The sequence below is a fragment of the Rhizobium herbae genome (assembly GCF_017873135.1).
In the GTDB taxonomy this organism is placed as follows: Bacteria; Pseudomonadota; Alphaproteobacteria; order Rhizobiales; family Rhizobiaceae; genus Pararhizobium; species Pararhizobium herbae.
In genome coordinates this window covers 263,695-282,464 of the sequence record NZ_JAGGJV010000001.1, presented here as the reverse complement: position 1 = coordinate 282,464, position 18,770 = coordinate 263,695, and the positions used below count along the sequence as shown (strand labels likewise).

Annotated in this window: 15 protein-coding genes; 8 read left to right on the top strand and 7 right to left on the bottom strand. The window is 60.9% G+C overall.

The window, feature by feature from the left end; translation table 11 throughout:
* The first annotated feature begins 6 nt into the window (after nucleotides 1-6).
* Nucleotides 7-2,109 (top strand): ATP-dependent DNA helicase RecG, encoded by a 2,103-nt coding sequence (gene recG / locus J2Z75_RS01450; protein ID WP_209846623.1) that lies wholly within the window; start codon nucleotides 7-9, stop codon nucleotides 2,107-2,109.
* Here the strand turns inward: recG and J2Z75_RS01445 are convergent.
* The 4 genes from J2Z75_RS01445 to glmU form a co-directional block, all read right to left on the bottom strand.
* Complete coding sequence (locus J2Z75_RS01445; protein ID WP_234937081.1) at nucleotides 2,096-2,812, bottom strand: DUF502 domain-containing protein; 717 nt, start codon at nucleotides 2,810-2,812, stop codon at nucleotides 2,096-2,098. The genes recG and J2Z75_RS01445 overlap by 14 nt on opposite strands.
* Nucleotides 2,813-2,822: 10 nt before the next feature.
* On the bottom strand, nucleotides 2,823-3,329 hold the full coding sequence (locus tag J2Z75_RS01440) for a GNAT family N-acetyltransferase (RefSeq protein WP_209846620.1): 507 nt from the start codon (nucleotides 3,327-3,329) through the stop codon (nucleotides 2,823-2,825).
* Nucleotides 3,326-5,152, bottom strand: a complete 1,827-nt coding sequence (gene glmS / locus J2Z75_RS01435) for a glutamine--fructose-6-phosphate transaminase (isomerizing) (protein ID WP_209846617.1) — start codon at nucleotides 5,150-5,152, stop codon at nucleotides 3,326-3,328. The genes J2Z75_RS01440 and glmS overlap by 4 nt, the downstream gene beginning before the upstream one ends.
* 158 nt (nucleotides 5,153-5,310) lie before the next feature.
* Nucleotides 5,311-6,666 carry a bifunctional UDP-N-acetylglucosamine diphosphorylase/glucosamine-1-phosphate N-acetyltransferase GlmU gene (glmU, locus tag J2Z75_RS01430; RefSeq protein WP_209846614.1) on the bottom strand — a complete coding sequence of 452 codons (1,356 nt, stop codon included), beginning with the start codon at nucleotides 6,664-6,666 and terminating at the stop codon, nucleotides 5,311-5,313.
* Between the two features lie 191 nt (nucleotides 6,667-6,857).
* Here glmU and J2Z75_RS01425 point away from each other — a divergent pair, with 191 nt between their 5' ends.
* Nucleotides 6,858-8,609 (top strand): hypothetical protein, encoded by a 1,752-nt coding sequence (locus J2Z75_RS01425; protein WP_209846611.1) that lies wholly within the window; start codon nucleotides 6,858-6,860, stop codon nucleotides 8,607-8,609.
* Nucleotides 8,610-8,611: 2 nt separating this feature from the next.
* On the opposite strand, the gene J2Z75_RS01420 is transcribed toward J2Z75_RS01425, so the two are convergent.
* Nucleotides 8,612-10,258 carry a Na/Pi cotransporter family protein gene (locus tag J2Z75_RS01420; protein WP_209846609.1) on the bottom strand — a complete coding sequence of 549 codons (1,647 nt, stop codon included), beginning with the start codon at nucleotides 10,256-10,258 and terminating at the stop codon, nucleotides 8,612-8,614.
* A 386-nt stretch (nucleotides 10,259-10,644) separates the two neighbouring features.
* Here J2Z75_RS01420 and J2Z75_RS01415 point away from each other — a divergent pair, with 386 nt between their 5' ends.
* The 6 genes from J2Z75_RS01415 (at nucleotide 10,645) to J2Z75_RS01390 (ending at nucleotide 16,349) form a co-directional block, all read left to right on the top strand.
* On the top strand, nucleotides 10,645-12,540 hold the full coding sequence (locus J2Z75_RS01415) for a peptidylprolyl isomerase (protein WP_209846606.1): 1,896 nt from the start codon (nucleotides 10,645-10,647) through the stop codon (nucleotides 12,538-12,540).
* A 15-nt stretch (nucleotides 12,541-12,555) separates the two neighbouring features.
* Nucleotides 12,556-13,569 carry an anthranilate phosphoribosyltransferase gene (trpD, locus tag J2Z75_RS01410; protein WP_209846603.1) on the top strand — a complete coding sequence of 338 codons (1,014 nt, stop codon included), beginning with the start codon at nucleotides 12,556-12,558 and terminating at the stop codon, nucleotides 13,567-13,569.
* A gap of 11 nt (nucleotides 13,570-13,580) precedes the next feature.
* A complete protein-coding gene (gene trpC, locus J2Z75_RS01405) occupies nucleotides 13,581-14,396 on the top strand; it encodes an indole-3-glycerol phosphate synthase TrpC (RefSeq protein ID WP_209846601.1) in 816 nt (271 codons plus the stop codon).
* Complete coding sequence (gene moaC, locus J2Z75_RS01400) at nucleotides 14,396-14,890, top strand: cyclic pyranopterin monophosphate synthase MoaC (RefSeq protein ID WP_209846598.1); 495 nt, start codon at nucleotides 14,396-14,398, stop codon at nucleotides 14,888-14,890. Before trpC ends, moaC begins: the two co-directional genes overlap by 1 nt.
* Nucleotides 14,890-16,113: a molybdopterin molybdotransferase MoeA gene (locus J2Z75_RS01395; RefSeq protein WP_209846595.1), complete on the top strand. Its 1,224-nt coding sequence runs from the start codon at nucleotides 14,890-14,892 to the stop codon at nucleotides 16,111-16,113. The genes moaC and J2Z75_RS01395 overlap by 1 nt, the downstream gene beginning before the upstream one ends.
* Before the next feature lie 89 nt (nucleotides 16,114-16,202).
* Nucleotides 16,203-16,349 (top strand): hypothetical protein, encoded by a 147-nt coding sequence (locus tag J2Z75_RS01390; protein WP_209846592.1) that lies wholly within the window; start codon nucleotides 16,203-16,205, stop codon nucleotides 16,347-16,349.
* Nucleotides 16,350-16,527: 178 nt separating this feature from the next.
* On the opposite strand, the gene J2Z75_RS01385 is transcribed toward J2Z75_RS01390, so the two are convergent.
* Both J2Z75_RS01385 and J2Z75_RS01380 read right to left on the bottom strand, forming a co-directional pair.
* A complete protein-coding gene (locus J2Z75_RS01385; RefSeq protein ID WP_209846589.1) occupies nucleotides 16,528-17,805 on the bottom strand; it encodes a hemolysin family protein in 1,278 nt (425 codons plus the stop codon).
* A gap of 192 nt (nucleotides 17,806-17,997) precedes the next feature.
* A complete protein-coding gene (locus tag J2Z75_RS01380; protein WP_209848678.1) occupies nucleotides 17,998-18,750 on the bottom strand; it encodes a FadR/GntR family transcriptional regulator in 753 nt (250 codons plus the stop codon).
* Nucleotides 18,751-18,770: the final 20 nt, after the last annotated feature.

Here is an 18,770-nt window from a genome sequence, read left to right as displayed (position 1 = left end):
CCCACCATGCGCCCGGCCCTTCTCGATCCACTTTTTGCCCCCTTGAACTCGCTTCCCGGCATCGGTCCGAAAGCGGGCGAACTTTATGCGCGGCTGCTTGGCCGCGAAAGTATCGACGATTGCCGGGTGATCGACCTGATCTTCCACGCGCCGCATTCGCTGATCGACCGCCGTCACCAACCGGGCATCGCGCGTGCACCGCAGGGGGTCATCGTCACCATCACCGGCCGGGTCGACCGCCACCAGCCGCCGCCGCCCAGAACCAGCCAGCCCTACCGCGTCTTCCTGCATGACGATACCGGCGAGCTAGCACTGACCTTCTTCCGCGTGAAGGGCAACTGGCTGGAAAAGGCATTGCCGGTCAACGAGACCGTCACCGTCAGCGGCAAGGTCGACTGGTTCAACGGCCGCCCGTCGATGGTGCATCCGGATTATATGGTGCGGGCAGCGGAGGCCGAAAACCTGCCGTTGGTCGAACCCGTCTATCCGCTGACGGCCGGGCTTTCGGCACGCATCCTGCGCAAGGCGGTTGAAGCGGCCCTGCCGCGCATCCCTGATTTTCCCGAATGGATCGATGAAGCGCTGACCGAGAAACAGAGCTTTCTATCGGCGCGCGATTCGTTCCTGGCGTTGCACGATCCGCGTGACGAAACCGATCTCGATCCGCAGGCACCGGCCCGCCGGCGGCTTGCCTATGACGAATTCCTCGCCGGGCAACTCTCCTTGTCCCTCGTTCGCCAGCGGCTGCGCAAGGTGGCCGGCACGCCGGTGCATGCAACGGGAAAGCTGAGCAAGCCGGTCCTTGCCGCCCTGCCCTTTTCGCTGACTGCGAGCCAGACGACGGCCATCGGTGAAGTGCTGGAGGATATGGCGGGAACGGAGCGCATGCTGCGGCTGCTGCAGGGCGATGTCGGCTCGGGAAAGACGGCGGTGGCGCTGATGTCGATGCTGGCCGCCGTCGAAAGCGGCGGACAGGCCGTGCTGATGGCGCCGACGGAAATTTTGGCTCGGCAGCATTTTACGACGCTCACGAAGATGGCCGCACCCGCCGGGATCAACATCGATGTGCTCACCGGCCGCACCAAGGGGCGCGAGCGCGAGGCTATTCTCGAGCGCATCGTCTCCGGCGAAACCCAGATCGTCATCGGCACGCATGCGCTGTTCCAGGATACCGTCGTTTACAACAATCTGCTTCTTGCGGTCGTCGACGAGCAGCATCGTTTCGGTGTGCACCAGCGCCTGCGGCTGACGGCCAAGGGCATCTCACCGCATATGCTTGTCATGACCGCCACGCCGATCCCGCGCACGCTGGTACTGGCGGCCTTCGGCGACATGGACGTCTCGAAACTCACCGAGAAGCCCGCTGGGCGCAAACCGATCCAGACGGTGACTGTCTCGACCGAGCGCACCGGCGAGATCGTCGCAAGGCTTCGCACTGCGCTTGACGAGGGCAAAAAGGCCTATTGGATTTGCCCGCTGGTGGAAGAATCCGAGGCCTCCGACCTGATGTCGGTCGATGAACGGTTCCAGACGCTCAAGAGCCATTTCGGCACTGAGGTGGGTCTGGTTCACGGGCGAATGAACGGCGCGGACAAGGACGCGGTCATGCTTGCCTTCAAGAACAGCGAGATCCGCTTGCTGGTCGCGACCACCGTCGTCGAAGTTGGGGTCGACGTGCCCGATGCGACGATCATGGTGATCGAGCACGCGGAACGGTTCGGGCTGGCTCAACTGCATCAGTTGCGCGGCCGCGTCGGGCGTGGCGACGAGGCCTCGACCTGCATATTGCTCTATAAGGGGCCTTTAAGTGAAAATGGCCGGGCGCGACTGTCCATCCTGCGCGAAACGGAAGATGGCTTCCTGATCGCCGAAGAGGATTTGAAACTGCGGGGTGAAGGCGAATTGCTCGGCACACGGCAGTCCGGTACGCCTGGTTTCCGCATCGCCAGCCTCGAGGCGCATGGTGATCTGCTTGAAATCGCGCGCAAGGATGCGGCTTACATCGTCGAGCGCGATCCTGATCTGACATCGGCGCGTGGTGAAGCTTTGAGGACGCTGCTTTATCTCCACCGCAGGGACGAAGCGATCCGTTTTCTCAGGGCCGGCTGAGCATCTTGCCGCGCCTGGAGACGACTGGAGCTGCCTCCTGCGACGGCGCCAAACCCTTCGGCAGATAGTCGGGCGCGACGAGACCGCCGGAGAGCAGCAGCTTGGCAGCGTCCTCGGGGCTCATGTCGAGCGGAACGATCTTTTCACGCTGTACGAAAATCAGGAATCCGGCCGTCGGCACCGGCGTTGGCGGCAAGAATACGGCTACCATGTCCAGGCCGCGCTCGGTGAATTTGACCGCCATCTCGCCCTTGGCGTCCGTCGCGATGAACACCAGCGACCAAAGGCCGGGGCTTGGATATTCGATCAGGCCCGCCTTCTTGAAGGAGTTCGACTGATCCTGCAGCACCGTCTGGAAGATCTGTTTCAAACCCTTGTAGATCGAACGGACCAGCGGCGTGCGGACGAGAAGGGATTCGCCGAAGCCGACGATGCTCTTTCCGATGAGATTGGCCGTGAAAAACCCAACCAGGGTGATCAACATCAAAGCCGTCAGAAGGCCGAAACCGGGTACAGGATAGGGCAGGAAATTGTCGGGATTGTAGTCGAACGGCAGATAGGGTTTGACCCAGCTATCGGCCCAGAGGATGAACGACCAGGTGATCCAGGCCGTGATGGCAAGCGGCGCACAGATGATCAGGCCGGTCAGGAAATAATTCCTCAACCGCGTGGCCAGAAACCCACGTGCCGGTTTGTCTGTCATGCCGCTCCGTCTATCCGTCTACGCCAGCGTAAAACGCCGCGTTGAATGTCACCATGCCGGACGCCGGAGTGGACGACAAGGGCTGCGTTAAAAAATATTGCGGCGCACAATCTGCGTAGCTCATCCGGGCATCGTTCTGAAACCCGAACTTGCGATAGAGTTCGGGATTGCCGACCACGACGCATCCGGCTGCGGCCTGCTCTCTCAGCATTTCCAATCCTCTGCGGATCAAGGCGCCGCCTACGCCCTGCCCCTGATGGGACGGCATTACAGACACGGGACCAAGCCCGAACCATTGCTTCGAACCATCGGACAGCTCGACCGGAGAAAAGGCGATGTGGCCGACCACCTCGCCCCCAACCTCGGCAACCAGCGAAAGGCTCAGCGCACCCGCGTCCCGCAGTCGATCGACGATCAGATGTTCCGTCTGGTCGCTGTACGACTGCCCCTTGAAGGCTTCCAGGGTTATGGCGTGGATCGCCGCGATATCAGCCGGCCCTTCGGCACGAATGATCATTCCACGGTGACCGACTTGGCCAGGTTGCGCGGCTGATCGACGTCGGTGCCCATGAAGACGGCCGTGTGATAGGCGAGCAACTGGATCGGCAGCGAGAAGATCATCGGTGCGATGATCTCGTCGACATTCGGCAGGATGATCGTGCTCATCGTTTCGAGCTTCGAGGCAGCAGCCCCCTTCTCGTCGGTAATGAAGATGATGCGGCCGCCACGCGCCGCGACCTCCTGCATGTTGGACACCGTCTTTTCGAAGAAACGGTCATGCGGCGCAATGACGATGACCGGCATGTTTTCGTCGATCAGCGCGATCGGGCCGTGCTTCAGTTCGCCCGCTGCATAGCCTTCGGCATGGATATAGGAAATTTCCTTGAGCTTCAGCGCGCCTTCCATGGCCAGCGGATAGCTGGTGCCGCGGCCGAGATAGAGTACGTCCTTGCATTTCGACAACTCACGAGCCAGGCTTTCGATCGTCGGCTGGATGCTGTTGAGTACCTTGCCCATGATGCGCGGCATTTCGGCAAGGCTGCGAACGAGGACCTTTTCCTCGGCTTGCGAAACGGTCCCGCGTGCCCGACCAGCGCCGATTGCAAGCGCTGCCAGCACAGAAAGCTGGCAGGTGAAGGCCTTGGTCGAGGCAACGCCGATTTCAGGACCTGCCATGATCGGGAAGATCGCATCGGATTCCCGCGCGATCGTCGATTCCTTGACGTTGACGACGGCGCCGATCTTCAGGCCGTGTTCCTTGCAATAACGCAGGGATGCCAAGGTGTCGGCGGTCTCGCCGGACTGCGAGATGAACAGGGCTGCCGACTGCGGCGACAGCGGAATGTCGCGGTAGCGGAATTCCGAGGCAACGTCGATCTCGACAGGCAGGCGGGCGTAGCGCTCGAACCAGTACTTGCCGACAAGGCCGGCGAGATAGGCCGTGCCGCAGGCGGAGATCGCAAGGCTCGGAACCTTGGCGAAATCGATCGCGGCGGCGATCGGATTGACTTTGTTTTCGATGAAATCGACGTAGTGGCCAAGCGCGTGCGAAATCACCTCCGGCTGTTCGTAGATTTCCTTTTCCATGAAATGGCGGTGATTGCCCTTGTCGACCATATAGGCCGCAGCCACCGACACCTGGCGCGGGCGTGAGACCGGCTTGCCATCGTGATCGAGGATTTCGATACTGTCGGCGGTCAGCACCGCCCAGTCGCCATCGATCAGATAGGTGATTTCATTGGTGAAGGGCGACAGCGCGATGGCGTCGGAACCGAGGAACATTTCGCCCTTGCCGAAACCGACGGCAAGCGGCGGACCGCTACGGGCAGCCATGATCGTGCCCGGCGCATCCTGGAAGATGACGGCAAGGGCATAGGCACCGGTCACACGCCGCAGCATCGCCTGCATGGCATCCCTCTGGCTCATGCCATCGCGGATCAGCTTGGCAAGCAGTTGAGCCACGACCTCGGTGTCGGTCTGGGTCGCGAAGGTCGCGCCGGCAGCGGCAAGCTCATCCTTCAGCTCGGAAAAATTCTCGATGATGCCATTGTGAACGACAGCAACGCCGTCGGTGAAATGCGGATGAGCATTGTTTTCGGTCGGTGCACCGTGCGTCGCCCAGCGGGTGTGGGCGATGCCGGTCAAGCCTGCCAGCGGCTCGCCGCGCAGCTTGGTTTCGAGGTTGACCAGCTTGCCTTCGGCGCGGCGGCGCTCAAGAATGCCGTCATGGATCGTTGCGACGCCAGCGGAATCATAACCGCGATATTCGAGCCGCTTCAGGGCATCGACAAGGCGCTCGGAGACAGGCTGATTTCCAACGATACCGACGATGCCGCACATGTCTCTCTTCTCCGCAATTTTTTCGTGAGACCAGCGCCGACATGACGCCGATCGATATTCATTCTTCAGATGCCGCTTTGGTATCGAATTTCCAAAAATGCGCAATTAGTCCGAACGTCACTTTCGGTTTCAGGCTTTAACCGTGACACAGCAAGCGGCTATTTTTTTTTGGCTGCCTTTTCGGCCTGATAGCGCTCGCGCAGGATTTTCGCCCTGCCCGGCTTGATCTCCTGGCGTGCACGGCCGAAAGCGACCGCATCCGACGGCACATCTTCGGTAATTACGCTGCCGGAAGCAACCAGCGCGCCATCGCCCACCGATACCGGGGCAACCAGAGAAGAATTCGAACCGATGAAGGCATTCGCGCCGATGCGGGTGATGTGCTTGTTGACGCCATCATAGTTGCAGGTGATCGTCCCTGCGCCGATATTGGTTTTCTCGCCGACGAAGGCATCGCCGATATAGGTGAGGTGATTGACCTTGGCGCCGGCGCCGATTTCCGCCTTCTTTACTTCGCAGAAATTGCCGACCTTCGAATCCGGTCCGAGATTGGCGCCCGGACGCAGGCGCGCATAGGGGCCGACGGTTGCGCCATTGCTCACATGGGCGCCTTCGAGATGCGAGAAGGCGTGGATGATGGCGCCGCTTTCAACGGTAACTCCCGGGCCGAAGACCACGTTCGGCTCGATCAGAACGTCCTGCGCAATCTGCGTATCAAACGACAGGAATACGGTTTCGGGCGCGATCATCGACACACCGGATACCATCATCTCGTGACGGCGGCGTTTCTGCCAGATGGCCTCGATCGCAGCCAGTTCGGCGCGGTTGTTGCAACCGGTCAGTTCCGTTTCCGGCGCCTCGACGGCGATTGCCTTGCCACCTTCGGCGCGGACGATCTCGACGATATCCGTCAGGTAATATTCGCCCTTGGCGTTGGCGTTACCGATCTTGCCGAGCAGTTCCAGCGCCCTGGCACCGTTGATCGCCATCAGGCCGCCGTTGCAATAGGTGATCTTCTTTTCGTCTTCGGTGGCATCCTTTTGCTCACGGATTGCCAGAAGAGCACCGTTCTCGACGATCAGCCTGCCATACCCGGTCGGATCGGCCGTCTGGAAGCCGATGACGACCACATCATTGCCGTCCGCCAAGCCCTGCCGGGCTGCTAGAAGCGGCGCCGCGGTGAGCAGCGGCGTATCACCGAATACGACGAGAATGTCGTCGTAGCCCTTGGCAATCGCGTCCTTCGCCGCAAGAACCGCATGGCCGGTGCCGAGGCGTTCTTTCTGAAGACATGCGGATAGCTCGATGTCGTTGCGGGCGGCGGCGGACTTGACCGCATCGGCGTCGCGCCCAAGGACAAGTGCGGCAGACGAAATCGAAGCGTTGACGAGCGATTCGACCACATGCGCAATCATCGGCCGGCCGGCGACCGGATGCAGCACCTTGGACATGGACGACTTCATCCGGGTGCTTTCCCCCGCTGCCAAAATGATCGCCAGGCATGTGCGCTTCATTCATGTTCTCCCGTCTTTATGGCGTCACGGCGTCGAAGCCGGTTCGATTCTGCCCGTTACATAGCAGGAAGATATTACAAGGAACATAATCCGTGCGAGCAAGGCCATGTTAACCCGGATAAAACCCGATCCTGTCATAAGCGGAGGATGACCGTGTTTGACGGCTTCGATGGCCGGGAATGATACCGACGATGCAGGCTTCATCAACCGACACAGTGCTTTCCAGCAGGCGCGACGGCCTTCGCGCGACGCTCGCCCGCCAGCCGCTGATCGTGCTGGCGCTGGCCATGGCGTGCCTGCCGCTGGCACTGATCGCGACGCTGACGATGCCGATCGGTCCGATGTATTGGGACCACTATATCTATCTCGACGCGGCAAACCGGATTGCCGACGGCCAGATACCGTCGGTCGACTTTTTTGCGCCGGTCGGCGGCCTCGGCTATTATCTTTTTGCCGGATGGCTTTATCTTTTCCCGAACGGCCATCCGCTTCTTCTGTCCAGCTGGTCTCTATTGACCGTTACCGCGCCGCTGATGGCACTGGTCACCCGGGACGTGCAGAAACGCTCGGCCGCCATCGCCTACGGCCTGCTGCTGCCGTTCCTGTTCTTTTCGCTCCTGCCGTTCAACACGGCGGAGTTTTATCCGTACCCCGGCTCGGACGGCTTCGGAATCTACAATCGCCAGATCTGCCAGCTGCTCTATGTACTCGCCGCAGGTCTGGTTTTCGTGCGCGGATGGAAAACGCTGGCAACGGTGACGGCGCTTGCCATGCTTGCCCTGCTGTTCATAAAGGTCACCGGCGTCGCCGCGGGCCTCATCCTCTGCCTGATGGCTTTTATGGCCGGACGATTGCCGCTGCGCGCGGCGCTTGCCGCCGGTGCATTTTTCTTTGCCGCCATCGGTCTTCTGGAAATCATCTCCGGCATGGTTTCAGCCTATGCAAACGACATCCTGGCGCTGCTGTTGATCAACGATACCAGCCTGCTGCCTCGCTTGCTGCAGGCGGCGTCGATCAATTTCGGAGTGATCCTGGCGTGTAGCCTTCTCGGCCTCGTGCTGTTTTTCAACGCGTTTCCCGCGTTTTACCAGGATATCCGGGCCTTCGCCGCAAGACCCGGTTTTTCCGCCCTTGGTAAAATCGCCGACCAGTCGTTTTTCTGGCTGGCGAGTTTTGTCGCCGCAGGTCTCCTGTTCGAAAGCCAGAATACCGGCAGCCAGGCGTTCATCTTCCTGTGGCCGCTGTTGCTGGGCATCATGATCGAAAGCTACCGGCAAAAAGGCCCCTCCTTCGCTTTCGCAACCATTGCTGTCCTGGCACTGTGTGCCACATTGCCACCGGTGGTGGCCGTCGCCCAAAAAACGGCGCGCGCCTGGATCGGCGGCATAAACAATACGCCGCTCGAAAACCGTAATTTGAAGAGCATGGGCGCCGTTGGCGTCCGCGACCTCCTCAGCCTGCGCGCAACCCGTCTGCATGCGAACTACATCGATTACCGCCCAACCTACGAGGCACTGGCTTCGTCCGGCGAGCTGCCGTCATTCCTGCTCTATAGCGATTTCGATTTCCAGGCTCTGTGGCTTGAAAGTGCCGATGATGCCGTCTCAGCGATCCGCGACTACGAGGCGGCGAACAATGTCAGGTTCGAGACGATCATGGCGATCGACTTCACCAATCCCTTTCCCTGGCTGCTGGACCGGCATGCCCCGAAATACATAGCCATCGGCGCCGATCCCTACCGCGCGGTGCCGCCGCCGGATCAGCGCGTCAAGGCGGCCGTCGCCGCCGTCGATCTCGCGCTCTACCCGACATGCCCGCCGACCACGGCCCGTCTGAAGCTCCTGAAAATCTACGAGCCGATCCTTGCTGCCGGTCACCACCGCATGACGCTGACGCCGTGCTTCGACGCCTTCGTGCGCAACGGAATTGCTGCAAAGCCCTGACCTTAGCCGGGCAGCCGCAGACGGCTCTCGGTCAACAGCCCGCTTTCGTCCAGAATCGGATGCGCGACGGAGACGATATGCGCATTGATGCGCTTGAGGTCGCGCAGGATATCGAGGTGCAGAGAACTGGTCTGCAGGCTGTCGGCGCGCCCGTCACGCAGGCGCTCCAGATGACGCTCGGACGAGCGTTTCTCCATGTGGCGGACATCGACCTTCACCTCCATCAGGTGGCGGGCAAGATCGGCATCCCGCGTGACGAAAATGGTCTGGGCTATGCGCAGATTGTCGATTGTGAGGTTGAACAGCGTTTTGAGCTCCTGATAACCGTCCTCGGAAAATTTGAGGCCGTTGTCGATCTTCTTCTTGACCTGTTCCGTCAGGCCCTTCTCGATGATGTCGCCGATGTGCTCAAGGTTGATGGCATAGTCGATAATGACGATGGAGCGCCGGCCATTCTCGTCGCTCAGCCCGGCGCGTCCGAGGCGCGACAGGTAGATTTTGACCTCCTGTTGCAGCAGGTCCACCTGTTTTTCAAGCTTGGCGATATCCTTCAGCTCGGCAAGATTATTGCGATTGAACGCATTCATCGTCCCGATCAGCATCGCTTCGATCAGGTCGCCGACGCGCAAGACCTCCCGGGTCGCGCCAGAAAGGGCGATGACCGGCGTCGTCAGCGCCCTGTCGTCGAGATAGAGCGGGCCTGTCTCCGCCTTCGGCTCATCCGGAATGAGCCGCAGCATGGCGGCCGACAGCAGCGACGAGAACGGCCAGGCAAGAACCGCGAGCGCCACGTTGAACAGCAAGTGGATATCGACCGGCAGTTTTGCCGATGATAATGGCAGCGTCTGAAGAAAGCCCGCCACGGGCACCGCCGCCGACAGTGCGATCAGGCAGCCGATGGCGCGAACGACAAGATTGCCCGCCGTCACCCGCCGGGCGGAGGCCGAGGCGGACAATGTCGCAATGACCGGCGGTACTGCGCCTCCAAGATTGGCACCGAGGACGAGGGCGATCGTCAGCCCTGAAGACAGGATACCGGCCGACGAGAGCGACAGGATGAGGACGACGACGGCAAGGCTGGACGACGAGACGAAGGCGAGCACGGCCGCGAAAATCAGCGCGACAGGCCAGGCGCTGTCGAGCATGGTCAAAAAGGCGCCCAGCGCCGGCGATTGCCGCATCGGCTCCGTTGCAAGCCCAAGCAGATGCAGAGACAGCAGCATCAAGCCGATGCCGACCAGAGCCATGCCCGCACCCTGTTTCGCACTTGACCGCCCCGCCCGGTACAGCATGACCCCGGCAAGGATGAGCAGCGGCGACAGCCAGTCAATGCCGGTCGCGACGATCCAGGCGGTCACCGCCGTTCCGACGTTGGCGCCGAGCAGCACGATCTGCGCCATGCGCGCGCGCACCAGCCCCTTCTCGACGAAAGACGCGATCATCAGCGCGGTCGCGGTGGAGCTCTGGAGCGCTACCGTTGCGACGAAGCCGCCGAGAAACGAGCGCACCGGTCCGCTTGTGCCCTGCGCCAATCCGGTCCGCAGCTTGATGCCGAAGGCACGTGTCGCGCCCTCCTTCACCTGAGACAGGCCGAAAAGCAGCAGCGCGACCGCTCCAAAGAGATTGACCATGACGATGATGGATTCCATGTCGGCACTCCGGCTTTCCCGCCAAGATCGTTCCTCGACAACGCGAGTCGGCATTGGTCTGGCGGGTCAACATTAGCAGTTTCAGAGACGCGATCACGCGCGCGATGGTCACTAGTGACAGATATTTTTTGATTGCCGGCTAACAATTCCGACATGTTTCAGTCTTCAAACGGCAAGCCGTGGAAGAGATGTTGCCCCGCCTTCAAAAGCATTTGAGGCAATATCGGCGGCATATGTTTCCAAGGCGGTTCGTCTTGGCCGGCTGCGCAGCCGGTTTCCCCGATTTTTTGCACGCTTGAACCCTTCAATTCCGCCTCGGATTGCTCTAAGGAACGAAACCGGTTGCCGTCCGGCGGCCATGAAATTGCGACGAGGTATGCAGTCCCATGCTTGAATTCCTGAGAAGAGGCGCCCAGACTTGGGTTGTCAAAGGGCTGATGGCCCTTCTTGTTCTTTCCTTTGGTGTCTGGGGTGTGTCCACGTCGCTTGTACCGGGGTCGGCGGATGCCGTCGTGACGGTCGGCGACGTGAAGGTCTCGCCGAGCGATTTCCGGCTCGCCTATGAGCGGCAGGTGGCCCAGCTTTCCAGGCAGTTCGGTACGCGGCTGAGCCGCGAGCAGGCCAAGGCCTTCGGCGTCGAAGCCCAGGTTTATTCGCAGCTCGTCGCTGGCGCTACGCTCGACCAGCTGTCCGAAGACATGAACCTTGGCCTGTCACAGGACAGGCTTGCCACGCTGATCAGCGAAGATCCGGCTTTCAAGGGTGTCAACGGCCAGTTCGATCGCGCGACATTTTCGAGTGTCTTGCGCAATGCGGGATTGCGCGAGCAGGATTACATCAACAATCGCAGCCAGGTCGCCGTGCGCTCGCAGATCGTCGAGGCGTTGTCGGACGGATATACGCCGCCGAAGGTTCTGGGCGATGCTTTGCGCCAATATCGCAACCAGACGCGCACCGTCGACTATCTGCTGCTTTCCAACGCCAACGTCGACCCGGTCAAGGCGCCATCCGACGAAGTGCTCAAGCCCTGGTTCGAAAGCCACAAGGCTGACTACCGTGCGCCGGAATTCCGCAAGGTCAGCTATGTGAAGCTGGAACCGGCCGATATCGCCGACCCGGCGTCGGTTACCGAAGACGAAGTGCGCGCCGATTACGAAAAGCGCAAGGACAGCTTCCGCACTCCGGAAACGCGCACCGTCGAACAGCTTTCCTTCCCTTCGCGTGCGGAAGCTGACGCTGCGGCAGTCAAGCTTTCCACCGGTACGAGCTTTGACGATCTGGTTGCCGCCGCAGGCAAGACCGCCAGCGACGTACTGCTCGGCGATTTCACCCGCGACCGCATGCCCGACCCCAAGCTTGGCGATGCAGCTTTCGCCGTTGTCGCGGATGGTCAGACGACACCGGTGATCGACGGCGCCTTCGGTGCCGTCATCCTGCGCATCACCAATATCAAACCGGAAACCGTTCGCGCCTACGACGAGGTCAAGGACGAGTTGCGCAAGGAACTGGCGCTGAGCAACGCCGGCAACGAGATCATGGGCATCCATGACAAGTTCGAGGATGCCCGCGTTTCCGGCGCATCGATGCAGGACGCAGCCGGCCAGACGAACCTCAAACTTGTTGTTCTCAATGCCGTCGACGCACGCGGCAACGATGCGAACGGCGAGAAAATTGCCGGCATCCCGGAGGAAAAGACGTTGCTCGAAGAAGCCTTCAAGGCCGAAGTCGGCGGGGAAACCCTGCCGGTCAACCTCGGCCGCGACGGTTACGTCTGGTTCGACGTCGATGAAGTGACGCCGTCGCGTGACCGCACGCTGGATGAAGCCCGCGAAAAGGTCGTCGCCGACTGGACGGCGGAACAGCAGCGTAACGAACTCACAGCAAAGGCCGTCGAGCTGAAGACCCGCGTCGAGAAGGGTGAAACGCTGGCCGCGATTGCCACCGAACTCGGCATCGCCGTCGAAACCAAATCGGGACTTCGCCGCTCGACGGAAGATGCGGCTCTGAGCCCTGCGGCGGTTACCGCAGCGTTCGGCGGCGCGAACGGCCTGGTCGCCAATGCCGCAGGCATTGGCGGCGAAGGCCAGATCCTTTTGAAGGTCACTGAAGTCGACGACGACAACCCAGGCGACGCGCTCGACAACGACGACCGGCAGATCAACGCCATCGCCCAGGCGAGCGGCGACGACATTCTCGACCAGATGGTCAGCGAGTTGCAGAAGGGCTACGGTGTTACGATCAATCAGCAGCTCGCCGAGCTCGCCCTGTCGCAACAGCGGTAACGCAGAGGGATAAGCATGCCGGACTTGAAGCCTTTCGTCGCCAAGGCCGCAGCGGGCGAAGCGCTCAACCGCGAGGATGCACGCGCCGCCTTCGAAATCATCATGTCCGGCGAAGCGACGCCCTCGCAGATCGGCGGCTTCCTGATGGCACTGCGCGTGCGCGGCGAGACGGTCGATGAAATCGTCGGCGCGGTCGGCGCCATGCGGGCGCGCATGCTGACGGTCGAGGCTCCGGCCGATGCCATCGATATCGTAGGCACGGGCGGCGACGGTACCGGAACCTACAATATCTCGACACTCGCGGCGCTGATCGTTGCCGGCGCCGGTGTTCCCGTGGCTAAACACGGCAATCGCGCCCTGAGCTCCAAATCGGGAGCGGCGGATGCCCTCTCCTGCCTCGGTATAAAGCTCGATATCGGACCGGACGCCATTTCGCGCTGCATTTCGGAGGCTGGTCTCGGCTTCATGTTCGCCCAGCAGCATCATTCGGCGATGCGCCATGTCGGCCCGACGCGGGTAGAACTTGGAACGCGGACGATCTTCAATCTACTTGGCCCCCTTTCGAACCCGGCAGGTGTCAAGCAGCAACTCGTCGGCGTCTTTGCCCCACAATGGCTCATGCCGATCGCCGAAGTGCTGCGCGATCTCGGCTCGAAAAGCATCTGGGTCGTCCATGGCGCAGGACTGGACGAAATCACCACCACCGGCGTGACGCAGGTCGCTGCGCTTGAGAACGGCACGATCCGCACGTTTGAGCTGACGCCTGCCGATTTCGGGCTGGAAACGGTTCAGCTTGCAGACCTGAAGGGTGGCGACGGTGCATACAATGCCGCCGCGCTCAAGGGCGTTCTCGAAGGCGACGCGACCCCATATCGCGATATCTCGCTTGCCAATGCCGCCGCATCGCTGGTGATCGCCGGACGTGCCGCGAATCTGGGTGAAGGCATGACGCTCGCCCGCCAGTCGCTGAGCAGTGGTGCTGCCAATGCCACGCTCGAGCGCCTCATTCGCGTCTCGAACGCAGCATAAGGAGACGATCGATGGCCGATATTCTGCAGAAGATCGAGATCTACAAGCGCGAGGAGATCGCTGCCGCAAAGGCAAGCGTCAGCCTTGCAGACCTGAAGGCCAGGAGCACCGATCAGGAAGCGCCGCGCGGCTTTCTCAATGCCCTGAAGGCTAAGCAGACGGCAGGCGGCTTCGGCCTGATCGCCGAAATCAAGAAGGCCAGCCCGTCCAAGGGCCTCATCCGCCCGGATTTCGATCCGCCGCTTCTGGCAAAGGCCTATCAGGCCGGTGGCGCCGCCTGTCTTTCCGTCCTCACGGACAAACCGAGCTTCCAGGGCGCTCCGGAATTCCTGACGGCGGCGCGGGATGCCTGCTCGCTCCCCGCTCTGCGAAAGGACTTCATGTTCGACACCTACCAGGTCCATGAGGCGCGCGCCTGGGGGGCCGACTGCATCCTTTTGATCATGGCATCGCTCAACGACGGCGATGCGCAGCGGCTTGAGGACGAGGCGTTCTTACTCGGCATGGACGTGCTTGTCGAAGTCCACGACGAAGAGGAACTGGAGCGCGCGCTGAAACTCAGCTCGCCGCTCCTCGGCATCAACAATCGCAACCTGAAGACCTTCGAGGTCGATATCGCCCTGTCGGAGAAACTGGCGCCACTGGTGCCTGCCGATCGGCTGCTTGTCGGCGAAAGCGGCATATTCGGCCACGAGGATTGCGTCCGGTTGGCAAAGAGCGGCATTTCCACCTTCCTCGTCGGCGAAAGCCTGATGCGCAAGGACGATGTCACGGCTGCGACGCGCGCCCTTCTCACCGGCTCCGCCGGCATCCTGGCCGCCGAATAATGACCGCGCCCTCACTCACCCATATCGGCGCCGATGGCAAAGCCGATATGGTCGATGTCGGAGACAAGGCCGAAACCGTGCGCGTTGCCGTTGCCGAAGGCTATGTCCGGATGCGGCCGGAAACGCTCGGCCTCATCCTCACGGGCAATGCCAAGAAGGGCGATGTCATCGCCACGGCACGTCTCGCCGGCATCATGGCGGCCAAGCAGACGGCCAATCTCATTCCGTTGTGTCATCCGCTGATGCTCTCCAAAGTGTCCGTTGAAATTACCGCGGACGACGCCCTGCCCGGCCTTCGGGTTAAAACCATGGCCAAGCTTACCGGCCGTACCGGCGTCGAAATGGAAGCCTTGACCGCAGCAAGCGTTGCCTGCCTAACGATCTACGACATGGCCAAGGCGGCCGACCGGGAAATGGAGATCGGCGGCATCCGGCTCGTTCAAAAATCGGGTGGCCGTTCGGGTGACTATGTCCGTGATGAGAGGCAGGGCTGATGGCTTTGCTTCCGGTTTCGGATGCGCTTGGCAGATTGCTCGGCGGCGCAGCGCCCATCACGCGGATTGAAACGATCGGGTTGCACGAAGCAATGGGCCGCATCCTGGCGGAGGATATCAAGGCGAAACTCACACATCCCGCCTTCGACAATTCGGCCATGGATGGTTATGCCGGACGCCACCAGGATTTTGAGACTATCGGGACGGAGCTTGCCGTTATCGGCGAATCGGCGGCGGGACGCGGCTTTCCTGGCCATGTTGGTGCCGGTCAGGTCGTGCGGATCTTCACCGGCGCACCGGTTCCTTCCGGCGCGGATACGGTGCTGATTCAGGAAGACGCGGAAACACTTGCCGACAGCCGCATCCGGACCACCTTTGCCCCCGGAAAAGGCAGGCATATCCGGCCCAAGGGACAGGATTTTACTTTCGGCGACGTCGTGCTGCGCGCGGGAGATCTCCTCGATGCCGGACGACTGACGGTCGCGGCAGGGATGAATTACCCCGAACTGCCTGTTTTCATCCGTCCCAAGGTAGCGATCCTTGCCACCGGCGACGAACTGCTCCCCCCGGGCAGTGTGCCTGGTCCGGATCAGATCATCGCATCGAACACCTATGGTGTCGCGGCGATCGCCCGCGACAACGGCGCCGAGGTCATCGATCTGGGGATCGTGCGCGACGACAAGGCCGCCATTGCCGCGGCCGTGGCCCAGGCGCAAGCCGCAGGCGCGGATGTGCTGGTGACGCTTGGCGGCGCCTCCGTCGGCGATCATGACCTCGTTCAATCGACGCTGGTTGAAAGCGGCATGAAGCTCGACTTCTGGCAGATTGCCATGCGGCCGGGAAAGCCGCTGATGGTCGGCACGCTTGACGGCATGATCGTGCTCGGCCTGCCGGGAAACCCGGTATCGAGCCTCGTCTGCGCCCTGCTCTTCCTCGAACCCCTGCTGCGCCATATCGGCTCGCTGCCCGCGCGCGACCGCAATGCCAAGGCGAAAACAACAACTGCCCTTCCGGCCAACGACAAGCGTCAGGACTATGTCCGCGCCCGGCTGACGCGGGACAGCGACGGAATGCTGCGCGCAGAGACATTCTTGCGCCAGGATTCCTCGATGATGCAGGTCTTTGCCCAGTCCGATTGCCTGATCATCCGGCCACCTCATGCCCCTGCCGCGGATGTGGGCGCAACATGTGATGTCATGATCCTGCGGCAGCCCGCTGCCTGACCACTTCGGTCAGTTTCAGCCCTTCCCAAATATCCGCCTGCGCCTATTTATCATCAGGCATATGACAGCCCTTGATGGAAGGAAACGAAGTGAATCGCAATGCGCTCTATATGGTTATCGGAGGTCTCGTCGTTCTGGTCGTCGTCTTGGGGATTTACGTCTACGACAAGGAATCCAAGCCCGACGGCGTCGAGCTGAAGATCGGTGAGGGCGGCATCTCAATTCAGGAAAAGTAAAGAAATCCGCCGGTTTTCCGTCACAAGACCGACACGGTAACCATTTATTAAGCAGAGCAGCCGAATAATTCGTTCAGTTGATCTGACTACGGATGTACTAGCAGGTCAAACATCAGGCGAATTGAGGAAAGGTCGGGTTTGTCCCGGCCTTTTTGCTTTTTTGGACAATGCCATCGGTTCAGTGAGCGGCGCGAGAAACAAGGATCTTGTCGATGCGGCGGCCATCCATGTCGATGACCTCGAAACGATATCCATAGGCTTCCGTCACGTCGCCCTCCTCCGGGTTCTTGCGCAACTGCTGCACCAGGAAGCCCGAGATGGTTTCGTAATTGCCGTCAGAATCGATTTCGTCGATGCCGATCGTCAGATGGATTTCGTCGATCGGCGTGCGCCCGTCGACCAAATAGGAACCGTCCTCGCGCTGACGAATCAATGCGTGCTCGATGTCGTCATAGTTCGACGGCAGCACACCGACGATCGCTTCGAGAATATCGGCGATGGTGATGATGCCTTCGATGCTGCCGTACTCATCGACGATCATCGCCATGTTGATGCGCGACGACTTGAAGGCTTCGAGCGCCTTCAGGCAGGATGCCGTTTCCGGCAGCGTGTGGATATCCTTGACGAAGTTGCGGACGTGAAAGCCGGACCGGCCCGGTGCGTTCAGTATTTCCTTGACCAGAACAGCGCCCAACACCTCACCCGTGGCATCCATCACCGGATAGCGGGAATGCGCGGATTGCTCGACCTTGGCGCGGATCGCTTCGAGCGTATCATTGACATCGATGAAGCTGACTTCCGTGCGGTGCGTCATGATCGATTTGACGTTGCGGTCGCCCAGCCGGATGATCCGTCGCAGCATCTCATGTTCCGACTTCTCGATCGCGCCGCTTTCGACGCCTTCGGCCATGATCGCCTGCACTTCCTCTTCAGTTACATGATCGCTGTCGCTGGAGACCCCGAAAATGCGCATGAAAAGCGACGCCGACATCTCGAAAAGATAGACGACGGGGGCGGCCAGGCGCGAGAGGAACGACATCGGACCAGCAACGAACATTGCCACGCCTTCGGAATTCTTCAAAGCCAACTGCTTGGGGATGAGTTCGCCGATCACAACCGAAAGGTAGGTGATGAGAGTGACGACCAATGCGACGGCGACGGTGCTGCCGTAGGGATGGATCCAGCTGATGGTATCCAGCGTCGGCGCGAGCTTGTCGGCGATCGTGGCGCCGCCATAGGCGCCGGCCAGCGTGCCGACGAGCGTGATGCCAACCTGGACGGTGGAGAGAAATTTACCGGGATCCTCGGCGAGCCGCAGCGCCAGTTCGGCGCGGCTGTTGCCCTGTTTTGCCATCTGCCGCAGCAGGGGGCGACTTGCCGATACAATTGCCATTTCCGAAAGCGCGAAAAACGCATTGATCAATAAAAGCACGAAAATAACAATCAGTTCGGACATAACCCTCGGACACCGTTGATAGAGATACGCGCATCGGAGGCGACGCACGTCAGTTGTAGTCCTATCAAATAGGCGGAAGATGCAATGGCAGCAAGGCGGCAACTGCCGAATTGCGGCTCTTTTGCCGCAAGACGTGTATTATCAAACCCAAAGCCTTGCCGATTTCAGCCGGGAAGAAGCGACCGGCGCCGATCACTGGCCGAGGTTTTTCGCCTCGGCGAGTTCGCTCAGAGCCACGCGAACGCGCTCGCGCCCGACACGGATGACATTCTCCATAGCCGCCCTGGCGCCGGCTTCGTCCCGCCGGCTGATCTGCTCGACGATGCGGATATGCGAGCGGGCAACGTCGTCGATGCGATCGCGGCCGGAGGTCGGCGAACTCAGCTTGAAGATGCCGACAAGCGCCGCCTCGATCAGGCTGCCGACGGTGCGCATGAACGGATTTCCAGACGCTTCGACAACGGCGAGATGAAATTTCAAGTCGGCTATGGCCAATGTTTCCGCGGTGTGTTCGGGATCGCCCATGGCGACGGCCAGTCGCATCATGCCGCTGATTTCCGCTTCCGTTGCGTTGACCGCCGCAAGAGCCGCACCGTGTGGCTCGAACGCCAGCCGAATTTCGCTCAGATGGTGGAGAAACTCTTCGTCGACACCACCGTGAAAATGCCAGGTCAGCACATCGCTATCGAACAAATTCCAGTTGTTTTTCGGCGTTACCCGCGTGCCGATGCGGGCGCGCGGCACGATCAGTCCCTTTGCCGCAAGCGTCTTCATCGCTTCGCGCAACACAGTGCGGGATACCTTGAACCGCATGGCAAGCTCAGGATCCCCCGGCAGGATGGAGCCTACGGGGAATTCTCCGGCAACAATGGCCTTGCCCAACACATCGACCACCTGCGCATGACTAGTGCGCGTATTCACACCGGTAATGACCGTCTCGAGCATACCCTTACGCAAGCATTTCC